The 25,581-nt window shown below is 68.3% G+C and carries 20 protein-coding genes; 9 read left to right on the top strand and 11 right to left on the bottom strand.

Features of this window, described 5'->3' with window-relative positions; genetic code table 11:
• Window positions 1–20 precede the first annotated feature (20 nt).
• The 4 genes from dapF to ON22_RS16910 all read left to right on the top strand — a co-directional run bounded on the left by dapF (window position 21) and on the right by ON22_RS16910 (window position 4,885).
• Entirely contained in the window at window positions 21–926 is a 906-nt protein-coding gene (gene dapF, locus ON22_RS16925; protein ID WP_033241477.1) for a diaminopimelate epimerase, read from the top strand.
• 59 nt (window positions 927–985) lie between these two features.
• Window positions 986–2,548 (top strand): GTPase HflX, encoded by a 1,563-nt coding sequence (gene hflX, locus ON22_RS16920; protein ID WP_033241478.1) that lies wholly within the window; start codon window positions 986–988, stop codon window positions 2,546–2,548.
• A gap of 123 nt (window positions 2,549–2,671) precedes the next feature.
• Complete coding sequence (locus ON22_RS16915) at window positions 2,672–3,571, top strand: lysophospholipid acyltransferase family protein (protein WP_081595629.1); 900 nt, start codon at window positions 2,672–2,674, stop codon at window positions 3,569–3,571.
• Between the two features lie 168 nt (window positions 3,572–3,739).
• The gene (locus ON22_RS16910) at window positions 3,740–4,885 is read left to right on the top strand and encodes an acyl-CoA dehydrogenase family protein (RefSeq protein WP_033241479.1); all 1,146 of its coding nucleotides are present in this window, start codon (window positions 3,740–3,742) and stop codon (window positions 4,883–4,885) included.
• Between the two features lie 134 nt (window positions 4,886–5,019).
• Here ON22_RS16910 and ON22_RS16905 read toward each other — a convergent pair whose 3' ends face one another.
• From ON22_RS16905 to ON22_RS16895, 3 genes are all read right to left on the bottom strand, one after another.
• A complete protein-coding gene (locus ON22_RS16905; RefSeq protein ID WP_033241480.1) occupies window positions 5,020–6,390 on the bottom strand; it encodes an alanine/glycine:cation symporter family protein in 1,371 nt (456 codons plus the stop codon).
• 291 nt (window positions 6,391–6,681) lie between these two features.
• Entirely contained in the window at window positions 6,682–7,767 is a 1,086-nt protein-coding gene (locus ON22_RS16900) for an NAD(P)H-dependent amine dehydrogenase family protein (protein ID WP_033241481.1), read from the bottom strand.
• A 9-nt stretch (window positions 7,768–7,776) separates the two neighbouring features.
• Entirely contained in the window at window positions 7,777–8,568 is a 792-nt protein-coding gene (locus ON22_RS16895) for an SDR family oxidoreductase (protein ID WP_033241482.1), read from the bottom strand.
• 112 nt (window positions 8,569–8,680) lie between these two features.
• Here ON22_RS16895 and ON22_RS16890 point away from each other — a divergent pair, with 112 nt between their 5' ends.
• Window positions 8,681–9,568 (top strand): helix-turn-helix domain-containing protein, encoded by an 888-nt coding sequence (locus ON22_RS16890; protein WP_033241483.1) that lies wholly within the window; start codon window positions 8,681–8,683, stop codon window positions 9,566–9,568.
• A gap of 88 nt (window positions 9,569–9,656) precedes the next feature.
• On the opposite strand, the gene ON22_RS16885 is transcribed toward ON22_RS16890, so the two are convergent.
• Window positions 9,657–10,376 carry a hypothetical protein gene (locus ON22_RS16885; RefSeq protein WP_033241484.1) on the bottom strand — a complete coding sequence of 240 codons (720 nt, stop codon included), beginning with the start codon at window positions 10,374–10,376 and terminating at the stop codon, window positions 9,657–9,659.
• Window positions 10,377–10,549: 173 nt separating this feature from the next.
• On the bottom strand, window positions 10,550–11,293 hold the full coding sequence (gene lexA, locus ON22_RS16880) for a transcriptional repressor LexA (protein ID WP_033241485.1): 744 nt from the start codon (window positions 11,291–11,293) through the stop codon (window positions 10,550–10,552).
• Between the two features lie 259 nt (window positions 11,294–11,552).
• Here lexA and ON22_RS16870 point away from each other — a divergent pair, with 259 nt between their 5' ends.
• Both ON22_RS16870 and nrdR read left to right on the top strand, forming a co-directional pair.
• Entirely contained in the window at window positions 11,553–12,029 is a 477-nt protein-coding gene (locus ON22_RS16870) for a hypothetical protein (protein ID WP_033241487.1), read from the top strand.
• A gap of 202 nt (window positions 12,030–12,231) precedes the next feature.
• On the top strand, window positions 12,232–12,699 hold the full coding sequence (nrdR, locus tag ON22_RS16865; protein WP_033242242.1) for a transcriptional regulator NrdR: 468 nt from the start codon (window positions 12,232–12,234) through the stop codon (window positions 12,697–12,699).
• A 28-nt stretch (window positions 12,700–12,727) separates the two neighbouring features.
• Here nrdR and hrpA read toward each other — a convergent pair whose 3' ends face one another.
• Window positions 12,728–17,050, bottom strand: a complete 4,323-nt coding sequence (hrpA, locus tag ON22_RS16860; RefSeq protein WP_033241488.1) for an ATP-dependent RNA helicase HrpA — start codon at window positions 17,048–17,050, stop codon at window positions 12,728–12,730.
• A gap of 245 nt (window positions 17,051–17,295) precedes the next feature.
• Here hrpA and ON22_RS16855 point away from each other — a divergent pair, with 245 nt between their 5' ends.
• Window positions 17,296–17,919 carry a DUF5134 domain-containing protein gene (locus ON22_RS16855; RefSeq protein ID WP_033241489.1) on the top strand — a complete coding sequence of 208 codons (624 nt, stop codon included), beginning with the start codon at window positions 17,296–17,298 and terminating at the stop codon, window positions 17,917–17,919.
• A 268-nt stretch (window positions 17,920–18,187) separates the two neighbouring features.
• On the opposite strand, the gene speD is transcribed toward ON22_RS16855, so the two are convergent.
• From speD to ON22_RS16840, 3 genes are all read right to left on the bottom strand, one after another.
• Complete coding sequence (gene speD, locus ON22_RS16850; protein WP_051157724.1) at window positions 18,188–18,583, bottom strand: adenosylmethionine decarboxylase; 396 nt, start codon at window positions 18,581–18,583, stop codon at window positions 18,188–18,190.
• A gap of 33 nt (window positions 18,584–18,616) precedes the next feature.
• Window positions 18,617–21,091: a DEAD/DEAH box helicase gene (locus tag ON22_RS16845; RefSeq protein ID WP_373280869.1), complete on the bottom strand. Its 2,475-nt coding sequence runs from the start codon at window positions 21,089–21,091 to the stop codon at window positions 18,617–18,619.
• A gap of 93 nt (window positions 21,092–21,184) precedes the next feature.
• A complete protein-coding gene (locus ON22_RS16840; protein ID WP_033241491.1) occupies window positions 21,185–22,120 on the bottom strand; it encodes a PAC2 family protein in 936 nt (311 codons plus the stop codon).
• A gap of 414 nt (window positions 22,121–22,534) precedes the next feature.
• Here ON22_RS16840 and ON22_RS16835 point away from each other — a divergent pair, with 414 nt between their 5' ends.
• Window positions 22,535–23,887: a DUF4192 domain-containing protein gene (locus ON22_RS16835; RefSeq protein WP_051157723.1), complete on the top strand. Its 1,353-nt coding sequence runs from the start codon at window positions 22,535–22,537 to the stop codon at window positions 23,885–23,887.
• Between the two features lie 14 nt (window positions 23,888–23,901).
• Here the strand turns inward: ON22_RS16835 and galE are convergent, their stop codons facing one another.
• Complete coding sequence (galE, locus tag ON22_RS16830) at window positions 23,902–24,882, bottom strand: UDP-glucose 4-epimerase GalE (RefSeq protein ID WP_033241492.1); 981 nt, start codon at window positions 24,880–24,882, stop codon at window positions 23,902–23,904.
• A gap of 3 nt (window positions 24,883–24,885) precedes the next feature.
• On the bottom strand, window positions 24,886–25,572 hold the full coding sequence (locus tag ON22_RS16825) for an iron-dependent transcriptional repressor DtxR (RefSeq protein WP_033241493.1): 687 nt from the start codon (window positions 25,570–25,572) through the stop codon (window positions 24,886–24,888).
• Window positions 25,573–25,581 lie beyond the last annotated feature (9 nt).

The raw sequence follows: 25,581 nt of genomic DNA, 5'->3' as shown, positions 1-25,581 counted from the left end.
ACGTGCACGGAGGCGAAGACGTGAGCACCCGCAACGGGCAGGCCGTCGAATTCACCAAGGGGCACGGCACCCAGAACGATTTCGTGGTGCTGCCCGACCCGCAGGTGCGGCTGGATCTCACCCCGGCCCGTGTGGCCGCGCTGTGTGACCGGCGTCGCGGGCTGGGCGCCGACGGTGTGCTGCGGGTCGCGCCCGCCGGCCGGCTCCGGGCGGCGGGTGTGCTGGCGGAACTCCCCGCGGGGGTGGGGCCGGACGATTGGTTCATGGATTACCGCAACGCCGACGGTTCGGTCGCCGAAATGTGCGGTAACGGAGTGCGTGTTTTCGCCCACTACCTGGCGTGCCGCGGGCTGGTCGGAAACGACCGGTTCGTGGTGGGCAGCCGGGCGGGCGCGCGCCCGGTCGTGGTGCACTCCGCCGGAGCGGTACTCGGCGAGGTGACCGTGGATATGGGCGCGCTGCGGGTCCTCGGGGAATCGACGGCCACGCTGACCGGTTGGGGTTACAGCGGGCTCGGCGTGGATGTCGGTAATCCGCATCTCGCCTGTGTCGACAGCTCCCTCACGGCCGAATCGCTGGCGAAACTGGATCTCACCGCACCCCCCGGATACGACCCGGATATGTTCCCGCGTGGAGTCAATATCGAGATCCTGACCGGGCTCGATGCCGACGGCGGTGTCGATATGCGGGTGTATGAGCGGGGCGTCGGCGAGACCCGGTCCTGTGGGACCGGCACGGTCGCGGCGGCGGCCGCCGCGCTGGTAGCCGGCGGTTTCGATCTGGCCACCGACAGCGGCGAGGTCACCGTCCGGGTTCCCGGCGGGCAGGTCCGAGTGGGTGTGCGTGACGGTGCGGCGTGGTTGCGCGGCCCGTCCGAACTCGTGGCGAGCGGCGAGCTGGCCGCGGACTGGTGGGACGGGCAGTAAGCCCCCTACCGGGAAAATCGAATGCGCCGACCAGCGCATGGTGGCAGCATGGAAGGTGTATGAGAAGCACTGACACGTCCGGGACCGGCGAATGGTCCCATGCAGCGTTCGACGCGGAATCCGCCGGATACGATCCGGACGATTCCGGGGACGCTGTCGATATCAGCGTCGCGGGTCGCGACGGCAATGATGCCGCGCCCGGTCGCCGGGGCGGCTGGGCAGCCGATCCCACCACCGGTGAGCTCCAGCTGGAGGATCGCAGCGCGCTACGGCGTATTGCCGGTCTGTCGACCGAGCTCACCGATATCACCGAGGTCGAATACCGGCAGCTGCGCCTGGAGCGCGTGGTACTGGTCGGAGTCTGGACCGAGGGCAGCGCCGCGAGCGCGGATGCGAGTATGGCCGAACTGGCCCGGCTCGCCGAAACCGCGGGCTCCGAGGTGCTCGAGGCGCTCATCCAGCGCCGTGACCGTCCCGATCCGGCCACCTATATCGGTTCCGGTAAGGCCGAGGAACTACGTGCGGTGGTGTTGTCCACCGGCGCGGATACCGTTATCTGCGACGGTGAGCTCACACCCGCCCAGCTGACCGCGCTGGAGAAGGTCGTCAAGGTCAAGGTGGTCGATCGGACCGCGCTGATTCTCGATATCTTCGCCCAGCACGCCACCTCACGCGAAGGTAAGGCGCAGGTCGCGCTGGCGCAGATGGAGTACATGCTGCCGCGGCTGCGCGGCTGGGGTGAGTCCATGTCGCGGCAGGCCGGCGGCCGGGCCGGTAGTAACGGCGGCGTGGGTCTGCGCGGCCCCGGTGAGACCAAGATCGAGACCGATCGGCGCCGGATCCGGGAGCGGATGGCCAAACTGCGCCGCGAGATCCGCGAGATGAAAACCGCTCGCGACACCAAACGCGCGCGTCGCACATCGAGTGGTGTGCCGGCCGTGGCGATCGTGGGCTACACCAACGCCGGTAAATCGAGCCTGATGAACGCGCTGACCGGTTCCGGGGTACTGGTGCAGGACGCGTTGTTCGCCACGCTGGATCCGACCACGCGCCGGGCGCAGCTCGAGGACGGCCGCGAGGTGGTGTTCACCGATACGGTCGGGTTCGTTCGGCATCTGCCGACCCAGCTGGTCGAGGCATTCCGCTCGACGCTGGAGGAGGTCACCGGCGCCGATCTGCTGTTGCACGTGGTGGACGGTTCCGATGCGCTGCCGGTCGAGCAGATCAAGGCGGTACGCGAGGTCGTCACCGATGTGGTGCGCGAATCGGGTCTGCCGGCGCCACCGGAGTTGCTCGTGGTCAACAAGATCGACGAGATCGATCCGGTGGAGCTCACGCGGCTGCGCGGGTTGCTGCCCGGTGCCGAATTCGTCTCCGTCCACAAGGATCTCGGTATCGATCGGCTGCGGACCAGGCTGGGCGAGGTGCTCGGCGGGCTGGATGTGGAAGTGAGCGTTTTGCTTCCGTACAGCCGCGGCGATCTGCTGGCCCGGATCCACGCCGACGGCCGGATCTCGCAGTCCGAGCACACCGAGCAAGGCACCCGGGTGCAGGCGCGAGTACCGCAGGCACTTGCGGCTGCGCTGTCCGATTACGCGCATGCGGGGGCCGCTGGAACGTAACGGTTACCGGCGCGCGTCGGGCACGCTGATTCCGGCCGCTGGAGTGTGGTACTTCGCATAACCGGGTGTGAATACCGCTGATGTCGATTCACAATCAATATCGATCGACTTCAGGAGGGATTCATGGGGAACACGGACGTACGCTGCACGGCCGGCCGGGACCGGCAGCACGATGATGCGGCCCTGCCGCGGCTCAGCGACGGGGCACCGTTGTCGGTCGACCTCGGCGGCGCCGATCTCCGGTTCCTGGAGGCACTGCTGGCGCCGGTGCGGGCATGGAGTGACCCCCGGTTCTTCGGATTGTCGAACATCCCCGACTCCGGCCCCGTGCTGCTGGTCGCGAACCACAACCTGCTCGGCCTGATCGACGCTCCGCTGCTGCTGCCGGAGGTACTGCGGCGGCGGGGCAGGCTGATCCGCGGGCTCGCCGAGAATGTGCTGATCCGCGTTCCGGGCGTGCGGCATATGCTGCACTATTACGGTTCGGTGCGTGGCACCCGGGAGAATTGCCGGACGCTGCTCGAACACGGTGAAGCGGTGATCGTTTTCCCCGGCGGCGGCCGCGAGGCGATCCGCCGCAAGGGGGAGAAGTACACGCTGCGCTGGGAGGGTCGCACCGGTTTCGCCCGGATGGCGATCGAATGCGGGGCGCCGATCCTGCCGGTGGCGATGATCGGAATCGACGATGCCTACGACATCCTCGCCGATAAGGACGATCTGCTGTTGCGTCCGTTGCGGCGGGTGGTCGAGGCGCTCGGGATCCACACCGAACTCACCCCGCCGTTGGTGCGTGGGCTGGGGCCTACCCTTATCCCGCGTCCCGAGCGCTTCTATTTCTCGGTCGGTACCGCGATCGATCCGCAGCCGTGGCAGGAGGCGCACGATCTCGACGAGGCCGCACAGCAGCTGTCGCTCATGCTGCAGAAGGCCGTCCGTGAGGAATTGACCTTCCTGCTCGGTGAACGCGACCGTGACCGCGGCCGTACGCTCACCGGGCGGCTGCGCGAACTGCTCCCGGTCTGAGCGCCGCACCCGCCGTGGGTGAATGGTACGGCGGAGCGGAGATCGATCCCGGACTAGGAGCACCAGCGAATTCCAGGCGCGAAGTAAACAACCATTCGCACTCCGGGTACGGTGGATCACAGCGACGGGCCGGTGCGGCCCCGTCGGAGTGTTCACTAGGAGGTAGGTGTGGAGCGCACACTGTTCGAACCCGAGCACGACCTGTTCCGGGAGTCGTACCGCAAGTTTCTCGAGACGCATGTGGCGCCGTTCCACGACCAGTGGGCGGAACAGGGCGCCGTGGACCGTTCGGTCTGGCTCGAAGCCGGTAAGCAGGGCTTTCTCGGTATGGCGATGCCGGAGGAGTACGGCGGCGGCGGGGTGAAAGATTTCCGCTACAACTCGATCATCACCGAGGAGACGGTACGCGGACAGTACTCCGGCCTCGGCTTCTCGTTGCACAACGATGTCATCGCGCCGTATCTGCTGGAACTCTCCAACGAGGAGCAGAAGAAGCGCTGGCTGCCCAAGTTCTGTTCCGGTGAGCTCATCACCGCCATCGCCATGACCGAACCCGGTACCGGTTCGGACCTGCAGGGCATCAAGACCCGCGCGGTCCGCGACGGTGACGACTGGGTCCTCAACGGCGCGAAAACCTTCATCACCAACGGCATCAACTCCGATATCGTCATCGTGGTCGCGCAAACCGACCCGGAGAAGGGCGCCCAGGGCTTCAGCCTGCTGGTGGTCGAGCGCGGTATGCCGGGCTTCGAACGTGGCCGCAACCTCGACAAGCTGGGTCTGAAGGCGCAGGACACCGCCGAACTCAGCTTCACCGATGTCCGGGTGCCCGCCGCGAACCTGCTGGGTCAGGAGGGGATGGGCTTCATCCACCTGATGCAGAACCTGCCGCAGGAGCGGCTCTCGATCGCGGTCATGGCGGCCGCAGCGATGGAAGCCTGCCTGGATATGACCTGCCAGTACGTCCGGGACCGCAAGGCCTTCGGTAAACCGATCGGCGCGCTGCAGAACACCCGCTTCGTGCTGGCCGAGCTGGCCACCAAGACCACCGCGGTGCGGGTGCTGGTGGACCGCTGCATCACGGAACTGAACGCGGGCACCCTGTCGGTCGAGGACGCGGCCATGGCCAAATGGTGGAGCACCGAGGAGCAGGTCGCGCTGATCGATCGCTGCCTGCAGCTGCACGGCGGGTACGGCTATATGCGCGAATACCCGATCGCCCAGGCCTACCTGGATGCGCGCGTGCAGACCATCTACGGCGGCACCACCGAGATCATGAAGGAGATCATCGGGCGCAGCCTGAAGCTCTCCTGACCGGTTCCGGGCAACGCGCCGGGATTCGCCGGCGAATACACCGAGGGGCAAGGTATCCGCGGATACCTTGCCCCTCGCCGTATGGTCAGCGCCGTGCGGCCGGACCCTCGTACCGGGTCACGCTGCGCACCGGCTCATTTCGCTTCGGCCCGGATATCCAGGCTCTGCTTGCGATCGAAATAGGCCCTGGTCTCTCGGTACACCAGGGGGGACAGAATCAGCAGGCCGATGAGGTTCGGCAGTGCCATCAGGCCGTTGGCGACATCGGAGAACAGCCATACGGTCTCCAGTTCCCTGGTCGCGCCGATGAAGACCACCAGGATGAACACGATCCGGTACGGGACTACCAGCGCATTGCCGAACAAGAACTCGATGCAGCGGTCGCCGTAGTAGGACCAGCCGAGGATGGTGGAGAACGCGAAGAAGACGATGCTGACCGTCACGATGACACTGCCCCAAGTTCCGGGCAGCGCATCGGCGAACGCGGTGGCAGTGAAGGTCGCCGGCGAGGCGTCGGTCTTCCAGACTCCGGTCACCACGATCACCAAACCGGTGAAGGAGACCACAACCAGAGTGTCGATGAAGGTCTGGGTCATCGACACCAGGGCCTGGCGCACCGGATGGGTGGTCGCGGCCGCGGCCGCGGCGATACCGCCGGTGCCGAGCCCGGACTCGTTGGAGAAAATACCCCGGGCCACGCCGTACTGGATGGCTGCGGCCACACCGGCTCCGACGAAACCGCCGGTAGCGGCGGTCCCAGTGAAGGCATCGGTGACGATCTCACCGATCGCCGCGGGGAGTTCCTCGATACGGAAGATCAGTACGGCGAGGGCGCCCAGGATGTAGAGCACGATCATCACCGGTACGAAAATGCTGGCGACCCGGCCGATCCCCTTGATGCCGCCGAGGATCACCGCTCCGGCCAAGACGGTGATGATCAGCCCGGTGATCCAGGGCGCCAGGCCCCATTCCGACTCGACGTTCGCCGCAACCGTATTGGCCTGCGTCATATTGCCGATGCCGAACGACGCCAGCACTCCGGCCACCGCGAAGAATCCGCCGAGGAAGATACCCACGGGCCCCTTGATGCCCTGCTTCAGGTAGTGCATCGGGCCACCGGCCTGTTTACCGGCGGCGTCGGTGCGCCGGAACCGGACACCCAGGAATGCCTCGCTGTATTTGGTGGCCATGCCGACAAGCCCGGTCAGCCACATCCACAGGACCGCGCCCGGGCCACCGAGCGAGATCGCGGTGGCGACACCGGCGATATTGCCGACGCCCACCGTTGCCGCCAAGGCGGTCGACAAGGCCTGATAGTGGGAGATATCGCCTTCGGCGCCGGCATCGGTGCGTTCGACGAAGCCGAGGCGGAACGCGAGCGCGAACCGGCGGAACTGTATTCCGCGCAGCAGCACGGTCAGATATAGCCCCGTCAGCAGGAGCAGGGGAATCAGCAACCAGGGGCCCCAGATGAAGCCACTGGCGTTGCCGAGGAACTCTTCCATACGGAAAACAACCGCCTCATGGTACGGACCGCGGCCGGCGCGGCCGTGCAGTCACCGGGTCACCGCTCGCCGGTGACATTCCGGATCGCATTCAACCACTCCGAGCCGATCGGGGTGCGACGAGAGTCCGAGTGGGTGGAATGCGCGTAGCGGAATCCGGTATACCGAAGTACCAGGTGGCCCGGCGTAGAGGCCGGGCGCGCCAGGAGCAACCGGCGATGCGTCAATAGGTCTTGTCACGGCGGGTGAGTGTGCCGGCTGCGGCATGCCTCACCCGCCGTGCGTGCCGAATCATGAACTGGGGGCGCTCATTTCCCGGCCGGGACCGGTGATCAGGGGAAGATCCAGGGTGGTGCGGATACCCGGTGCCGCCGCCACCACCGCTGGAATGGCATTGACCACGCGCATCGCCGTGGCCACTAGTCCGGCGTGGTTGTGATCGCCCTGGTCGCTGGCCAGGCAGATATCCATGCTGTAGTGCGGTTCACCGGTGATCTCCACCCGGTAGGAGCCGCCCTCCTGTGCCGGTTGCGGCCAGTCCGGGGCCAGGTCGGCGCGCAGCCGGGTGACGTGTTCCAGCACCGTGACCACCTCGTCGCCGACCATCCCGCGAACCTCGAACCGCAGTCCGGCGGTGGTGCCGGCCGCTATCGCGCCCGCCGCGATAGTGAAATCCTCCGGCGCGGGGATCCGTTCATGGGTTTCGGTGACGCTGTCCAATTCCACCCCGAGCCCGGCCGCCAACTGCCGCACCACACTGCCCCAGGCCAGCGACAGCACCCCGGGCTGGAGCAGCATGGGGGTTTCGTCCAGGGGTTTCCCGAAGCCCATGATGTCGAACATCACGGCCGCGTTGTCGTAGGTGGCGTAGTCGACGATCTCCATACAGCGGATCCGGTCGACCCGGCGGCAGGTACCGGCGAGCGCCAGGGGCAGGAGATCATTGGCGAACCCCGGGTCGATACCGTTGACGAACAACGAGGCGCCGCCCGCCGCCGCAGCCTCCTCGACGGGGCGCAGCAGGTCGTCCGGCAGGACTTTCCACGGGTACTGCAGGAACACCGGAGCGCTGGCCACGATGTCGATACCCGCCGACAGAATCGTCCGCAGATCGCCGAGAGCCTCCATGAGCCGGTTATCGGTCATGGCGGTGTACACCACCACATCGGGCTTCGCGGCCAGCAGCGCCGCCGTATCGGTGGTCGCCGATATACCGGTCCGGACCTCGAGGCCGGCGAGCTCACCGGCGTCGCGACCCTCCTTCTCGCTGCTGGACACTCGCACGCCGACGAGCTCGAGCCGCGGGTCGCCGATGATGCCGGCCAGGGCGTGTCTGCCGACATTGCCGGTGCCCCAGTGCACTACGCGATAGGTCATGATGTCACCTCACAGATCCGGGATCGGCATATCGAGATTCGGAGCGATCAGTCCGCCATCGGTTTCGATCACCTTGCCGGTCAGGTAACCGCCCGCGGGGGAGGCGAGGAACAAGGCAGTGGCAGCGATATCGGCCGGATCGCCGATCCGGCCCAGCGGGGTCGCCTTCTCCAGCGCGCCACGCAGGTTGTCGTCGTCGGCGACCACCTTCAACGAGGAGGTCGCGATGGAGCCGGGGGCGATGGCGTTGACCCGGATACGCGGGCACAGATCCATCGCGGACAGCCGGGTGTAGTGCGCGAGCGCGGCCTTCGCGGTGCCGTAGGCGGCGAAGGCCCGGCCGGGCAGCCGGCCCATGGTCGAGGTGATGTTGATGATCGAACCGCCGTCGGCGGTATCCAGCATGACCGGTACGGCGGCCCGGATCAGGGCATGGGCATTGGCGACATTGAACTCGAATGCCTCCGTCATGGTTTCCGGGGAGGTATCGAGCAGGGGTTTCGGCATGGCGCCGCCGACATTGTTCACCACGATATCGAGCCGGCCGAATTCTTCCGCAGCGGTGCCGGCCAAGGCGGCGCAGGCGTCGGCATCGGAGAGGTCGGCCACCACGGTATGGGCTCGCCGGCCGAGGTCGCGGATCTGCCCGGCGACCGCGTTCAGGTCGGATTCGGTGCGGGCGGCGATCACTACGTCCGCACCGGCCTCGGCGAAGCCCAGCGCGATCGCGGCGCCGAGACCGCGTCCGGCGCCGGTGACGATGGCGACTCGGTCGTCGAGCCGGAACCTGTCCAGAATCATTGGGCTCCTCCTGAAGGTCTACTACGCTGATGACGACTATTCGACAAATCGATATCGAATAGTCGATGCAGTGTAGGGCCCGCCTGGGCCTGCGACAAGGGAGCAGATCGAGATGGCGGCTTCGGAATCCCCGCCCACCCGGCGGGTGGTGGCGGTGGTCGAACTCCTCGCGGAATCGTCGCGGGCGCTCACGGTAACCGAGATCGTGGACCGGCTCTCGCTGGCGCGGGCGACGGTGACGGCCGTACTCACCGAACTGTGCGCCGCGCAGTGGGTGACCCGCGATGCGAGCCTGGCGTACCGGCCGGGACCGGCCCTGGCGCGGCTGGCCGGCACCGAAGCCGTCGAGGCGGGCGGGGCCGTCGGCGCGGAACTCGCCGCGCTCGCGGAAGCGGCCGGATGCGGGGCGACGCTGAGCCGGATCGCCGGCGACCGGCTCACCATCGTCGCGAAACACTATGCGGGCGAGACGATCGTGCCGGGCCTGTCGGTGGGGCAGTCGATTCCGCTGGCATACCCGGCCGGGGCGGCGGTGATGCCGTGGCGGCCGGCCGGTGAACGGGAACGATGGTTGCGCTCGGCGGCCGGCCGCGAAGGCGCCCGGGATCTGCTCTACTTCGTCACCACACACGGATTCGCGATGTTCCGGCCGAAGGATGACGATGCCGGGCTGGTCGATGTGCTCACCGAACTGTTCGGCGCGCTCGGCGCCGAACTCCTGCAGCCCGCCCTGCGCGCGAAACTGCTGCGCCAGCTTTCCCGGCTGACCTCGCGCGCATACACCGCAGCCGATATCGCGACCCCCCGATCGCTTCCGGTCAGTTACGTCTCCGCGCCGGTGTTCCGCGGCGACGAGGTGCCGTACGAAGTTCAGTTCGGCCCGCTGCGAGCGGAGGTGGGGCCGGCCGACCGGGAGCGCTATGCGCACCTCATCAAGGTGGGAGCCCAGGCGATCTCGGTGGCGCTGGAAGCGCGCGAGCAGGCGAGCCCCGGGTCCTGATCGGTCACAGCGAGGCCGACCCGAGGCCACGCCGGTTCTGTAGAGGGCGGCGTGGCCGGCCTCGTCACGGCAGAACTGCCCGGCCGGGTCAGTCGTCGCGCAGTAATTCGGCAACCATGCGCGGGGTCCAATACCCTGCCGCGCCCGGGCGAGTGGCGAGATAGGCGGCCGTATCGGTATCGGACCAGTGGTGCGCCGCCCGCAGGCCGATGGCGATCCGGCGCAGATAGGCCGGCGCCGGTGGGTTTCCCGGCAGGTCGCGCCAGCGCCGGTCGGCAGTGCAGGTCACGATCGGCACACCCTCGTAGGAACCCGGGCACACCAGGGTTTCGTAGCGGCCGGGTCCGAACCGCGACCGGCCGGTGCGCAGTGCCTCGGTGAGATCCAGATCGGTGCCGGGCGGCCGGTACATCTCCTGCGCGGCGACATCGCTGAACTGGGCGCGGGTGAGCAGATAGGCGCGAGCAGGTGTTTCGGCGGGCGTTGCGGGATCGTAGAAGGCCCGGCCGCCGGTCCAGATCGCCGATTCGGTAGCGAAATAGAGCACTCCGGGTAGGACGATTCCGATCGACCGGGCGGGCGGCGTACTGTCCCGGCAACCGCGAACGGGCGGCCGGTCGGAACCGTCCGCGCTCGATACTGTGCCGGGCGTAGTCATCGCGCCGTCCGGGGTGTCACCGACGAGGTAACAGGTCAGACGGTCCGGGTCCGCATTCGACCCGTAGGCCGCGTACCACACCAGTTCGGGCGGGCCGGTGTCCTCGGTGTCGCAGCGTGGGCGCGCTACCGGAATGCTGTTACCGGCCATCCGCGTTCACCCAGTTCCGTCGCTCACCGAACCCGGTACTCCGTATGCCGGGCCGGCGAGCCCGGCATACGTTCCTGCCGCAGGCCGGGTCCGGCCACTCGAGTGGGAAGGTTTCCGGTGCCGCGACCACATCCCTGCGGGTGATTCGCGACGACCGGCAGGGATATGGGCGCTCAGATCTTGCGGATCACCGTGACGACCTTGCCGAGGATGCGTGCGTCGTTACCCGGGATCGGTTCGAACAGCGGGTTGTGCGGCATCAGCCAGACATCCTCACCGCTGCGTTTGAACGTTTTCACCGTGGCCTCGCCGTCGAGCATCGCGGCGACGATATCGCCGTTGTCGGCCACGTTCTGCTGGCGCACCACCACCCAGTCGCCGTCGCAGATCGCGGCGTCGACCATGGACTCACCGACCACCCGCAACAGGAACAGCGAGCCGTCACCGACCAGTTCGCGCGGGAGCGGGAATACATCCTCCACCGCTTGTTCGGCCAGGATCGGGCCACCGGCGGCGATCCGCCCGAGTACCGGTACGTAGGTGGGGACGGGCTGATCGGCGTTGCCGTCCTCGGTGGCCGGTACCGCACCCGCGGTATCGGCAGGCGCCAAGGTGGTGACCGAACGGACGGCTTCGTCCATACCGCGTACATCCACGGCGCGCGGGCGGTTGGGGTCGCGGCGCAGATAACCCTTGCGTTCCAGGGTGCGCAGCTGGTGGGCGACCGAGGAGGTGGAGTTCAACCCCACCGCGTCACCGATCTCGCGGATGCTGGGCGGGTAGCCGCGCAGGCTCACCGAGGAACGGATCACGTCGAGCACTTTGCGCTGACGCACGGTGAGATCCGCCCCGGTTGCCGCCGGCTCGGGGCCGGCGCCGGTCTCGGCCCCGTCGCCCGTGTCTGATTGGCTCACCACAACCGCCCTTTCTCGTCGGTCTCCGCGCCCGGTGGACCCGTGCCCGGCGGGCGGATCCGCTCCGGACGTACCCGAAGTTCATACCGTGCAGTGAATCTAGTCCGACCGCTGCGATCTATCAAACATCTGTTCGAGGTATGTCCGGCGTTGCTACTGACATCATCCCCCTTCGCGTGGTAGAAATCGAACATCAGTTCGTCGAACATTTGATCGAATACCGCCCGAGGTTCCGCGAGCGACCAGCACGGAGGTCCATCCGATGAACACTGCGATCAGCGTGACCGGCACCGGTGCGTGGGAAGACGTCACCAGCCGGACGGCACCGGTTCCCCGCCCACCGGGGGACACCGGAATGCGCCGTCCGGGTGAGGGCGAGTCACCGGTGCGGCTCTCGCATCCCGGCCGCGCGCCCCGGCCCTGCGCCGCGGTCGCGCGGCCGGGGTCGTGGCCCGGCGGCGGTGCGCCTGTCGCTCTGCGCACCGAAGCCGCCGCTCTGCGCACCGAACCCGCCGCCCGGGGCCGGGCCGTCGTGCCGGAACCTGCCGAACTCGTTCAGTGCGCCCGTGCCGGGTTCGCGGCGACAGCGGCGACGGCCCTGTTCACAGCCGGGGTCGTGGCGGGGTTCCTGGCGCTCGCCCATCTGCGCGCCCCCGAGCCGCCGCCGGCCCCGGAACTGCCCGGAATTCCGGCCGTGGCGGTGCCTGGGGCGCCCGGTGGCCCGGCGGCAGTCCGGTAGGTCGTGCACCCGTCCGTGTGCCGTCCCGGGGTGAGGGAAAGCGCGGCACACCCCATGCCGGTATCCTCGATGTGTTATGCAGATGAGCCGGTGCCTGTCACCGGCCCTCCCGGTACCGGGCAGCCACCCGGTGCCAGCGCTCGCCGGACCCGCGACCGCCGCCGGTTCGGCCGCGAGCGTTCGCAGCGACGAAGGACCCCGGATGCATTGCCCGTACTGCCGACACCCCGACTCCCGGGTCGTCGACTCGCGACTGGCCGACGAGGGCGCCGCCATTCGCCGCAGACGCGCATGCCCGGAATGTGGCCGCCGCTTCACCACCGTGGAAACGGCGATTCTCTCCGTGGTCAAACGCAGCGGAGTCACCGAACCCTTCAGCCGGGAAAAGGTTATTCGCGGCGTGCGCCGTGCCTGTCAGGGCCGCGAGGTCGACGACGATGCACTGAACCTGCTGGCACAACAGGTCGAGGACGCGGTCCGGGCCAAGGGTTCGCCCGAGGTGCCGAGCCATGAGGTCGGGCTGGCGATACTCGGGCCGCTACGCGAACTGGACGAGGTGGCGTATCTGCGCTTCGCCTCGGTGTATCGATCGTTCACCTCGGCCGACGATTTCGAACGCGAGATCCGGGAGATACGCCGGGCGCGTGCGGCGGTCGCCGCGAACGACTGATCCGGTGCGGCCGCACACCTGGCCGCCTTCAGCGCCGGGCGGCGTCGGCTGCTTTCTGGATGCGTTTCACCGAGACCGGATACGGTGTGCCGAGTTTCTGTGCGAACAGGCTCACCCGCAATTCCTGGAGCATCCACCAGATCTCGGCGACCTCGGGTGCCCGCCGCCGCGATTCCGGTGAACCGGCGATCAGGCGATCGTAGACGGCGGACGCCGCATCGAGTTCCGACATGGCCCGGCGGTCGCGATCGGCCGAACCGGGCAGCGCCGCGAGCCGGGCGGCGGCGCCCCGGAGGTAGCGGGGGAGTTCCCGTAACCGCGCCGGGCCCCACTCCGATACGAAACCGTCGAATACCAGTTCCGCCAGCTGCTCTCGCACATCGTCGGCGATATCGGATTCCCGGACCCCCGGCAGAGCGGCCGAAACCTCGTGTGCCGCGGCGAGTACCGGGACCACCAGGCGGACTATCCGGGCCACGACCTCGTTGAACTTCGGCCGGATCCCCGTCACGAGCCGGTCGAACCGATCCGGGTCGCGGACCGGTCCACCGGCGGCGGCGATGAGCTGATCCGCGGCCGCCGCGCGGCAATCCTCCACCAGTGCGTCTACCGATCCGTACGGGTTCTGGCTCAGTACCAACCGGTCCGCCGGCGACAGGCCGGCGGTCACCGCACGGGCGGAGGTCGGGATCGCGGCCAGCACCAGTGCCCGCATTCCGGCGCGCATGGCCCGGGCCTGTTCGCCCGGTGTCTTGAGCACGCGGACCGCGACACCGTCGGCTTCCGGTACCAGCGCGGGATAGCCGGTGATCGGCTGACCGGCGACCTCCCGGCGCACCGTCGCGGGCAGGGTGCCCAGCGATTCCGATGTCCACACCGTGGCGGCGGCCCGTTCGGCTCCGGCCGTCGCCGCTGCCACCGACGCCGAAACCTGATCGGACAGCCGGGTTCTGAGCTCGGCCAGGCTTTTGCTGGTATCCAGGATCCGGCCATCGGTATCGACGGCGGCGAAGGTCATGCGGAGATGGTCCGGGAGCGCGGCGGGGTTCAGATCGGCCGCGGTGATGGGGATTCCCGCCAGCCGGGTGAGCTCCCGGGCCAATCCGGCGCGTAACGGTTCGGCGCGGGCAGTGAGCGCGGCCAGCGCGGCGGTGGCGAAATCCGGGGCGGGTACCACCGTCCGCCGCAACTGTTTGGGCAGGGTTTTGATGAGCGCCGCGGCCAGCTCCGCCCGCAGCCCGGGCACCAGCCAGTCGAATCCGACCGCCCGGACATGGGCCAGCTGCGCGACCGGAATCCGCACCGTCACACCGTCGTCGGCCTGCCCCGGCTCGAACTGGTATGTCAGCGGGAACGATAACTCTCCCTGCCGCCAGGTGTCGGGGAAAGCCGCCGGGTCCAGCCGGTCGGCGCCCTCGTTTACCACGGCGTCGGTGGTGAAATCGAGCTGGTGCGGGTCGCTGCGGCGGGCGGTTTTCCACCATGTGTCGAAATGCCGGACCGAGACGATATCGGCCGGTATCCGCTGATCGTAGAAATCGAACAGCACCTCGTCGTCGACGAGGATATCGCGGCGCCGGGCCCGGTGCTCCAAGTCGGCGATATCGTCGAGCAGGGCGCGGTTGCGGTGGAAGAACTCGTGCCGGGTGTCCCATTCGCCCTGGACCAGCGCATGCCGCAGGAACAGTTCCCGGGTCGTTTCCGGGTCGATCCGGCCGTAGTCGACGAGCCGGCCGGTGACCAGCGGAACCCCGTAGAGCGTTACGCGTTCGTAGGCGCGCGCGGTGCCGCGCCGCGACGACCAGTGTGGTTCCGAGTAGTGGCGTTTCACCAGATCCCCGGCGAGCCGTTCGGCCCACTCGGGTTCGATCCGGGCCGCCATCCGGCCCCACAGCCGGGAGGTTTCCACCAGTTCCGCCGCCATCACCCAGCGCGGCGGTTTTTTGGCCAGCCCGGATCCCGGGAAGATCATGAACTTGGCATTGCGCGCACCCAGGAACTCGCGGGATTCGGCCTCGCGGACACCGATATGCGACAGCATGCCCGCGAGCAGCGCCTGATGGATCGCCGTCGAATCCCAGGGATCGGTATCCGGTGTCATCTCGTCGAGCGTCCGCGGGCCGGACAGGGGGCGAGCGGCGGCGGTATCGCGGCCGCCCTCTGTACGCTCCGGTTTCCTGGTGTGGCGGCCCCGCCGCCGGGAATTGCCGGCCTTGCCGGCTGTTTCCCCCGCGGCGGTGCGCTGCGCCGGCGCGGAATCGGCCGAGCCGTCGTGCAGCGACCAGCCCATCCCCTTGGTGATGGTGCGTAACTGGCCGTAGAGATCCTGCCATTCCCGGATCCGCAGGTAGTGCAGGAACTCCTCCCGGCACATCCGCCGGAACCGGTTGGCCGACAGGGCCCGTCGCTGACCGTTGAGGTACTCCCACAGCCGCAGATAGGCCAGGAAATCCGAATTCGGCACACTGAACCGGGCATGAGCGGTATCGGCGGCCTGCTGCTGATCGGCCGGCCGTTCGCGGACGTCCTGGATCGACAACGCCGCCACGATCACCAGCACATCGGCCAGACAGCCGGTGCGGTGCGCCTCGACGAGCATGCGGCCCATCCGGGGATCCACCGGCAGCCTGGCCATCTCGCGCCCGGTCGCGGTGAGCGTATGCCCCGAGCTGCCGGTATGTGCGGTACGTCGGCCCGGACGGGATTCTGCGGGGTCCGCGTCCGGAGCAGCGGCTCCGGACGGTTCGCCCTGCGAAACGGCGGCGGACCGGATGCCGGTGCCCGGTCGGCCGGTGGCGCCCGCCTCGGTCGAGTCCGGACTGCGCGCTTCGGTGGCGGCCGCATCGTCTCCGGCCCGATGGTGCGAAGTGCCGGCCGGACCGCCGCCCCGTGTGTCCGCCGGCCGGCGAGTCAGCGCGCCGAGTTCCTCGAGCAGCGCGACACCGTCGCGGACCGCCCTGTTGTCGGGCGCCTCGACGAATGGGAATCGTTCGATATCGCCGAGGCCGAGCGAGGTCATCTGCAGGATGACCGCGGCGAGATTGGTGCGCAGGATCTCCGGATCCGTGAACGCCGGGCGCGCGTCGAAATCGTCCTCGGAGTACAGGCGGATGCAGATACCGTCGGCCACCCGGCCGCAACGGCCCGACCGCTGCCGCGCCGAGGCCTGGGAAATCGGTTCGATCGGCAGCCGCTGCACCTTGGTCCGCATCGAGTACCGGGAAATCCGCGCGGTACCGGGGTCGATGACGTAGCGGATCCCCGGGACCGTCAACGAGGTCTCGGCGACGTTCGTCGCCAGGACCACCCGGCGCCCGGTATGCGGTGCGAAGACACGGTGCTGTTCGGCAGCCGACAGCCGCGCGTACAGCGGCAGGATCTCGGTGCGGGGGAGTTTCAGATCGATGAGGGCATCGGCGGTATCGCGGATCTCCCGTTCGCCGGACAGGAAGACCAGCACATCGCCGTCGCCCTCGGCGAACAGTTCGACCACGGCATCGCAGATCGCGTCGACCGGGTCGCGATCCACCGCGCGGTCCTCGTCGTCGTCGGTATCCGCCGCGACCGGCAGTGCCAGCGGACGGTACCGGAGCTCGACGGGATACGAGCGGCCCGACACCTCGACGATCGGTGCCGGATTACCCGCCCCGTCCGCGAAATGCCGGGCGAACAACTCCGGATCGATGGTGGCCGAGGTGATGATGATCTTCAGGTCCGGCCGGCGCGGTAGCAGCTGCTTCAGATATCCGAGCAGGAAGTCGATATTGAGGCTGCGCTCATGGGCCTCGTCGATGATGATCGTGTCGTAGGCCCACAACATGCGGTCGCGCTGGATCTCCGCGAGCAGGATTCCGTCGGTCATCAGTTTGACCAGTGTGTGCTCGGCGGCCTGATCGGTGAACCGCACGGTGTAGCCGACCGCGTCACCCAGTTCGGTGTCCAGCTCCGTGGCGATCCGCTCCGCGACCGTACGGGCCGCCAGCCGGCGCGGCTGGGTATGCCCGATCGCTCCGCGGACACCCCGGCCCAATTCGAGGCAGATCTTCGGGATCTGCGTGGTCTTACCGGACCCGGTCTCCCCGGCGACCACCACCACCTGGTTGGCGGCGATGGCGGCGGCGATATCGGCGCGCCGCGCCGTCACCGGGAGTTGCTCCGGGTAGGTGATCGCGGGAAGCGCCGCGCGCCGCGCGGCGACGCGTTGTTCGGCGGCACCGATCTCGGATTCGATCGGGGTGAGATCGCCGCCGCGTACCCGGTCGAGCCGTTTGCGCAGCCGGTGTTCGTCGCGGAGGGTGAGTGAGGCCAACCGGGTACGAAGCTCCCGGTGAGTGACTGCAGTCCTGGTCATTGCGACAACCAGCGTAACGAAACCCCGGGCAGCCACCGGCGGCGGTCGCGGTGGGTCGCCATGCGATCGACGGCCGGGCGGGCTGCGCCACCGCACAGCGCGCGAATCAGGGCCACGCCGGGCGGCCGGCAGCCGAGCGCCGGTGCGGCACGCTGGTTGTGTCCGTTCCGATCGAACCCGTGCCCTGGCCGGGGATGCCGTGCGACGATACTCGCTGGCACTCCCTTCGTGAAAGGTAATGCGGCATGGGCGAATTCGGGATCGACCAGACGGCGGTACGGGTTTGTGTCGCGCTCGCCTTCGCCGTCGCGGCCGCGGTGGTGCTGGTCCGGGTGACGCCGCGTCCGGCGCGGGCGGGGCCGCCGGCCGCGTCCGGCGCGGGCTGCGGAAGTGCGGACGGCGACCACGAATCGGATGCGGCGCATTTGTTGATGTGCGCTGTGATGTCGGTCATGGTGTTGTTTCCCGCCGAGGTCCACGCTCACGCGTTACACGGTGTGCTGCTCGCGATGACGCTGGTATTCGGTGTGCTGTCGGCGGCACGGCTCGTGCGCAATCGCGCAGCCGGTGCGGGACGGGCCGGCGCCCTCGGTTATCACCTCGGCGCGGCCGGGGTGATGCTGGTGACCATGTCCGGACATTCCGCTGCCGGACACAGCGGTGGGCCGGGGGTGGTGCCGGTGACCGTCCTCGCGCTGTTGTTCCTGGGCGATGCGGTCGCGGTAGCGGTGACGGCGCTGCGCGGAGGCCGTTTGTGGTGGGCGGCGCATCCGGACCCGCCGGGTCGCGGGTTCCCGCTCGGGGTACTACCGCACGTGATCATGGACCTCGGGATGGCCTACATGCTGGCTGCCGCCGCGATCGGCTGAGCCGACCGATCCCGACAGTGCTCGGCCGGTAGCGCCCAGGACGGGCTCGCCGACGCCTCCGCCTGCTCACGGTGCGCAGGACCCGGCTCGCCGCGTGCCCACCGTGCCCCCTCGGTGAATCGGACCGGGGCCGGAGCCGTCACCCGTGTATGACAAGCCTGCCGTCCGACTGTTGCGGGCCACGACCGAACCGAGACCGATCGCTGCGGCCGCCGGTCCGGCGTGCGCGAAGGTACATATTGCCGGGACAGACGGAGCGACCGGCGAGTCATCCGCCGAGGACTCCGGCCCCGTCCCTGTCGGCTACAGGTGCTCGGCCGCGCCGCACCGTGGAGACCCGCACCTGGCGCGGTGACAATGCGGCGCGCAGATGCTCGGCGACGGCTTCGGCGCTGTCGGCGGAGGTACCGCAGGTGAAGACATCGACGAAGATGTCACCGGTCTCCGGGTATGTATGTAGCGAAGCGTGGGACTCGGCGAGCAGCGCCAGCACGGTGACCCCGTGCGGTTCGAACTGCTTGCTCACCATTTCGCAGATGGTGACACCTGCGGTGGTCAGCGCCGCGTGCAGGGCTGCCGTGAGCCGGTCCAGATCGTCGCACAGCGCACTGTCGACCCCGCCGAACTCCGCCAGCACATGCCGGCCGGTGAACTCCGCCGTCACAACCCTTCGACCTCGCTCATTCGTTCTCGGCGGTCACCCGGATACCACCGTGACCTCGTCGAACACCACATCGCCCGCGGCATCGGATTCGGCCAGGTCCACGGCGGCGACAATCGCCCAGCCGTGATCGCCGGCCGGGTCGTCGATGATCTGCCGGACCTGCCAGAACCCGGGGCGTGTCTCGATCCGGAAAAGCTGCGGACCGCGGGCGTCCGGGCCGGTGCCGATACCGTCGTATTCGGCGAAATAGGGTTCGAGATCGGCCGCCCAGTCCGGGCCCGGGGACAGATCCGCCAGCTCGGCCCAGCGGCGGCGGGCCGCCAGTTCGACCCGGCGGAACATCGCGTTGCGCACCATCACCTTGAAGGCGCGTTCGTTGGCCGTGATGGGACGGACGGTTTCGGCACCGAACGCGAGCTGCCCGGCATCGGTTTCGGCGCCCGCGCCCGTCAGCTGCTCCCATTCGTCGAGCAGGCTCGAATCCACCTGGCGCACCAGCTCACCCAGCCATTCGGTGAGATCGTCCAATTCCTCGGTCCGGGCCGCCTCCGGCACGGTGCGCCGCAGCGCCCGGTAGGCGTCGGCGAGATACCGCAGGACAACACCTTCCGACCGGGCCAGCTCGTAATAGGAGATCAGCTCGGTGAAGGTCATCGCCCGTTCGACCATATCGCGGACCACCGATTTCGGAGACGGTGCGAACTCCGAGAGCCACGGGTGCCCGGTCCGGTAGGTCTCGTAGGCGGCCTCGATCAGTTCCGCCAGCGGTTTCGGCCAGGTGATCTCCTCGAGCAGTTCCATCCGCTCGTCGTAATCGATCCCCTCGGCCTTCATCTCGGCCACCGCCTCGCCACGGGCCTTGTGCTGCTGGGCCATCAGCAGCTGGCGCGGATCCTCCAGCGTGGCCTCGACCAGCGACACCATATCCAGCGCATAACTCGGCGAATCCCGGTCGAGTAGTTCGAACGCCGCCAGGGCGAACGGCGACAGCGGCTGATCCAAGGCGAAATCGCGCTGGAGATCCACGGTGAGGCGGGCATAACGGCCCTGCTCGTCGGGTTCCGGCAGCTGCTGCACCACCCCGGCGTCCCGCAGTGCCCGATACAACCGCACGGCCCGCAGAATATGCCGCCGCTGCGCCGGCCGCGGCTCGTGATTGCCCTCCAGCAGATGGCGCATCGCCTCGAAACAGTTGCCCGGGCGCGCGATCACGTTCAGCAGCATCGCGTTGGTCACCGCGAACCGCGACACCATCGGTTCGGGTGCGGCGGCGACCAGACGCTCGAAGGTTTCCTCGCTCCACGATACGAAACCCTCGGGCGGTTTGCGCCGCTGCACCTTACGCATCTTCTTCGGATCGTTACCGGCTTTCGCCAGCAGCCGGGTGTTCTCGACCTCGTGCTCGGGCGCCTGCACCACCACGGTGCCCATCGTGTCGTAACCCGCCCGCCCGGCCCGGCCGGAGATCTGATGGAATTCGCGGGCCTTGAGCCGCCGGGTCCGGACACCGTCGAACTTGGTGAGCCCGGTCAGCAACACCGTGCGGATGGGCACGTTGATGCCCACACCGAGTGTGTCGGTACCGCAGACGACCTTCAGCAGTCCGTCCTGCGCGAGGCGTTCGACCAGGCGCCGGTACTTGGGCAGCATTCCCGCATGGTGCACACCGATCCCGTGCCGGATCAGCCGCGACAGCGTCCGGCCGAAGCCGGAGGAGAACCGGAACTCGCCGAGTGCCTCGGCGATCGCATCCTTTTCGGCCCGGCTGGCGAAGTTCGCACTGGTCAGCGCTTGTGCCCGTTCCAGCGCGGCGGCCTGGGTGAAATGGACGACATAGACCGGTGCCTGGTGGGTGGTCACCAGTTCGGTGAGAGTTTCGGTGATCGGTGTCCGGGCGTAGGAGAAGCTCAGCGGCACCGGGCGTTCGGTCCCGGCCACCACCGCGGCACTGCGGCCGGTGCGTCGCTCGAGGTCGGTCGCGAAGAAATCGACCTCGCCGAGCGTCGCGGACATGAGCAGGAACTGTGCGTGCGGTAGCTCCAGCAGCGGCACCTGCCAGGCCCAACCCCGGTCGGGGTCGGCGTAGAAATGGAATTCGTCCATCACCACCTGGCCGATATCGGCGTTCGCGCCTTCGCGCAGCGCGAGGTTGGCCAAGATTTCGGCGGTGGCGCAGATGATCGGAGCGGTCGGGTTGACCGCCGCGTCGCCGGTCACCATGCCGACCCGTTCGGCGCCGAACACCTCGCACAGCGCGAAGAATTTCTCGCTCACCAGCGCTTTGATGGGGGCGGTGTAATACGTACGCCGCCCGCCCGCCAGGGCGAACAGGTGCGCGCCGACCGCGACGAGTGATTTTCCCGAACCGGTCGGGGTGGAGAGAATGACATGGGCGCCGGAAGCCAGTTCCATCAGCGCCTCGTCCTGCGCCGGATACAGCGGTGTGCCCTGATCGGCTGCCCATATCGCGAACGACTCGTACAGTGCGTCGGCGTCGGTTCCCGGTATCTCCAGCAGTTCGGTCAGATCCACCCGGGACACCCTACGTCGTGCCCGGTCCCGGGCACCGGCACGGTGGTCGTGTGCCGGTGATCGGCTCGCTCAGTTCTGCTCGTCGTCGGAGTAGCCGCCCTGTTCGGCGAGGAAGCGTTCGAACTCGGCACCCAGCTCCTCCCCGCTGGGCAGCTCGCCCTCACCGACCAGCAAACTGGACTGGCGTTCCTGAGCGGTGACGAAGGTGTCGTACTGACGCTCCAGCGCCTGGACGACCGTCTCCACCTCGGCATTGCCGGCGATATGTTCGTTGACCTGCTCGCGGACCCGCGCCGCGGCCTCCCCGAGGGCAGCCAGCGGGAATTCCAGCCCGGAGTTCTCGCCGAGGTGTTCGAGCAGGGTCTGCGCGGCCTCGGGGTAGGACGTCTGCGCCAGGTAATGCGGAACGTGTACCGAGAACCCCAGCGATTCGTGGCCGTGCTGGGCCATCCGGTACTCCAACAGGGTGGAGGCACTGGCCGGAACCTGCAGTTCACCGGGCCAGCGCTGATTGTCCGGGATGAGATCGCGGTTGGAGGAATGCGCCGTCACACCCAGCGGACGGGTATGCGGAATCGCCATCGGAATGGCGCTGAGACCGATACTGCGGCTCACCCCGAGCTGTTCGGCCAGCAGCCGCACCGCGGTGGTGAACTTCTCCCAGCGCAGGTCGGGTTCCATCCCGGCGAGGAGCAGGAACGGCGTGCCCGCGGTATCGCGCACGGCCCACAGATTCAGTTCGGGTTCGGCGTAGTCGGCGAAATGATCCGTTTTGAAGGTCATCAATGGGCGTCGCGACCGGTAGTCGAGCAGTTCGTCGACATCGAACGACGCGACCAGCTCGCTTTCCAGGCTTTCCCGCAGATGGGTCGTCGCAAGCCGGACGGCGTGGCCGGCGTCGGAGTAACCCTCGAGGCCGTGCACCAGAACCGGCCCCGAGCCGTCGTCGGAGGACAGCTGCGGAGCGGGGAACTCCAGTTCGTACATTCGCGACTCGTAGTCCATCGCGTACTCCTTCCTGCGCGATCCGTCGGCGGGCCGGTCGGGCAACTGCTGTGTCCGCTGCCGCGCCGCGAGCCGCGAATCACACTGTATTGTCCCCCATGACGATGAACGGCCACGCGGGGCCGTGCATCGGCTCTCTGCGGTGACAACAGCGACCACCTCCGGTGAATTCCCGGCCCCGAGCGGCCTCGATGCCGGACCGGGGGTGGTGTGCGGCCGATGAACGAAGGGAGTGTGGCACAGCCCTCGCGCGGACGTACTGCTTTCGGCCTCGATGGTTGTCCCAGCCGCATACCCGGTCCCCGGACGAGCGAATCCGTGCACAACCAGAAGTTATCCACAGACTTGTCTGTTTCCGGCATCGTCCCAGCTCACGGCGGCGAACTGGGAGAACACCCGCCGCATGATCGGCTCATGACACCCGCAGCGACCTCCGTCTCACAATCTCCCGCCGCCCGACTCGACGCCCCCGATCATCCGGGGCCGGCCCCCGCGGACCGGGCAGCCACCGGAACCGGCACCGATGGCCGTTGCCCGACCGCCCGGGCACTGGCCGCCCGGGCAGTCGCGCCGACAGCTGCCGCGCCCGGGCCGCCACCCGTCCGGGCCGGCGGTCAACCGGCCGGCTCCTCACTGCTCCGCTGCGCCGAGGGAACAACGGGCGAATACGACCGGCTGACCCGGCCCGCTCCGGCCCGGCTCGACGATCCGGGCGATCTCATCGCGGCGATTCCCGCCATGCTCGGTTTCCGGCCCGAACGTTCGCTCGTGCTGGCTGTACTGTGTGCCGCACCCGATGCCCCCGACAGCGCAGTCATCGATCTCGTCGTCCGGTTCGATCTCCGGCAGCCCGGTACCGGGCAGACGGCCGATGAAGGCACCGTCGCCGCGGCGGCATCGCGGGTATGCGGCCGGCCTGGTGTGGTGGGCGTGCTCGTCGTCCTCGTCGACGAGGAATTGCCGTATCCGGAAGGCTCGCTCCCGCAACCGATCCCGGTCCTCACCGCATTGCAGCGCCGGATGGCGGCCGCCGCAGTCCCGGTGCGGGCGGTATGGGCGGCCCACTCGATCGGTGGCGGCCGGCCCTGGTGGAGTCTCACCGATCCGGGCAGACGCGGTTTGATCGCCGATCCGGTGGCCTCCCGGGTCACGCTGAATCGAGTCCTGGACGGGCGGCCGATCCGGCGATGCCGAGACGAACTCACCGCACTGGTCGCGCCGGATCCCGCAGCACGCGCCCAGGTTTCGGCCGAGCTGGGCGCCGCGCAGGCCCGGGCCAAGGATCGGTACGCCGCGGCCGCTCACCGTGGGGACCCGATCGGATTCCTGCGCGGCGAACTCGTCACCGTGCTCTGGTTGATTTCGAACACCGAATCCGGCGCCGATCTCGCCGCCCGCGAACTCGCCGATATCGCGGTGGCATTACGCGACAGGGAACTGCGCGATTGCATGTTCGCGCTTGCCGCAACCGTGCACGCCGAGGCGGCCGAGCAGGTGTGGTCCCGGCTGGCGCGGGCGCTCGGCGGCGCCGACCGTGCCGAAACAGCCATGCTGCTGGGCTATTTTGCCTACGTCCGCGGCGACGGTCCGTTCGCCGGGATCGCCCTGGACGCTGCCCTCGACGCGGACCCGCACCATTCCATGGCCACCCTGCTGCACACCGCGCTGGAGGCCGGGATGCGCCCGGAGCGCCTCCGCGACCTGGCGCGGTGCGGCAAGGACTGTGCCGTCACCCTCGGTGTGGATATGGATGCCACGCAGTGGTGAACGGTGTACCGGGATCAGCGGGCGCTGTGTGCGCGGGAGCCGAGGCTCTGCAGATAGGCCCACGCGGCGGAGACGATCTCGTCGAGATCGTTGTGCTCGGGCCGCCAGCCGAGCTCGTCGACCGCCCGCCGGCTGGAGGCGATGAGAACCGCCGGATCACCCGCGCGACGGGGCGCATCCACCGCGGTGATCGGACGGCCGGTGACCCGCCGGCACGCGGCAATCACCTCGCGCACCGAGAACCCGGTGCCGCTGCCGAGATTGAACACCCGGTGGCTGCCCGCGGTAGCGGTTTCCAGGGCCAGCAGATGCGCCTGCGCCAGATCCAGGATGTGGATGTAATCGCGCACCGCGGTCCCGTCGGGCGTGGGCCAATCGGTACCGAACACCGAGATGGAATCCCGATGGCCCGCCGCGACCTGCAACACCAGCGGGATCAGATGGGTTTCCACCACCCGGTTCTCGCCGAGGCCGCCGTAGGCGCCGGCCACGTTGAAATAGCGCAGACTGGTGGCGGCCAAGCCGTGCGCCACCGAATACGACGTGATCGCATGATCGATGGCCAGTTTGGACGCACCGTAGGGATTGGTGGGCCGGGCAGGGGCATCCTCGGTGATCGGAACCTGCTCGGGTTCGCCGTACACCGCCGCGGTCGAGGAGAACACCAGCCGCGGAGTTCCGGTCTCCCGGATGGCCTCGAGCAACGTAAGGGTTTTCACCACATTGCCGTGCCAGTATTTTTCCGGCTGCTGCACCGATTCACCGACCAGCGACTGCGCCGCGAAATGCAGAACACCGTCGAAGCCCCGGGTGCGCAGCAGATCCGGCGCGACCTGCGCCACATCACCTTCGACGAATTCGACACCCGCCGGCACCCCGTCCGCATTACCGGTCGACAGATCGTCCACCACGACCACGTCGTGTCCGTGCTCGCGCAGAACGAGCGCGCATACCCCACCCACATAACCGGCACCGCCGGTGACCAGAAGTTTCATGGATCAGACCAGCTTCACCTGGACGGCGTGGGCCATTTCGTCGGGAAGTTCGAAACCCCCGTGCCCCGGAACGGTGATCACCACGGCCCCAGGTTTGCTCTCGACCGTGACGCGGGCATCGGGTACGACACCGGCCTCCCGCAATCGGCCGATCACTTCCGGATCGGTCTGGATATGTTCGGCCAGCCGCCGCACCACCACGGCATGGGTACGGCCCTGCGGCAGCTCGGAGAGCCGCTTCAGTGGTTCCTCGAGGAGATCGGCGGCGTTGATACCGAGTTCGTCCAGGCCGGGGATGGGGTTGCCGTACGGCGAGGTGGTGGGGTGGTTGAGCACCTCGACCAGCCGCCGCTCGACGTCCTCGCTCATCACATGTTCCCAGCGGCAGGCCTCTGCGTGCACGTTCTGCCAGTCCAGGCCGATGATATCGACGAGCAGACGTTCGGCCAGACGGTGTTTGCGCATCACGGCGACCGCCATACTGCGCCCTTTGTCGGTCAGCTCGAGATGCCGGTCACCCGCGACCAGGAGCAGCCCATCGCGTTCCATCCGTGCCACCGTCTGGCTCACCGTCGGCCCGCTCTGCTCGAGGCGCTCCGCGATCCGGGCGCGCAGGGGTACTACGCCCTCCTCCTCGAGGTCGTAGATGGTACGGAGATACATCTCCGTGGTGTCGACCAGATCCTTCACTGTTGCCCC

The organism is Nocardia carnea NBRC 14403, assembly GCF_000308515.1.
Lineage (GTDB): Bacteria > Actinomycetota > Actinomycetes > Mycobacteriales > Mycobacteriaceae > Nocardia > Nocardia carnea.
Note: the sequence above shows the minus strand (reverse complement) of the source record. Positions and strands in the feature narration are given on the sequence as shown.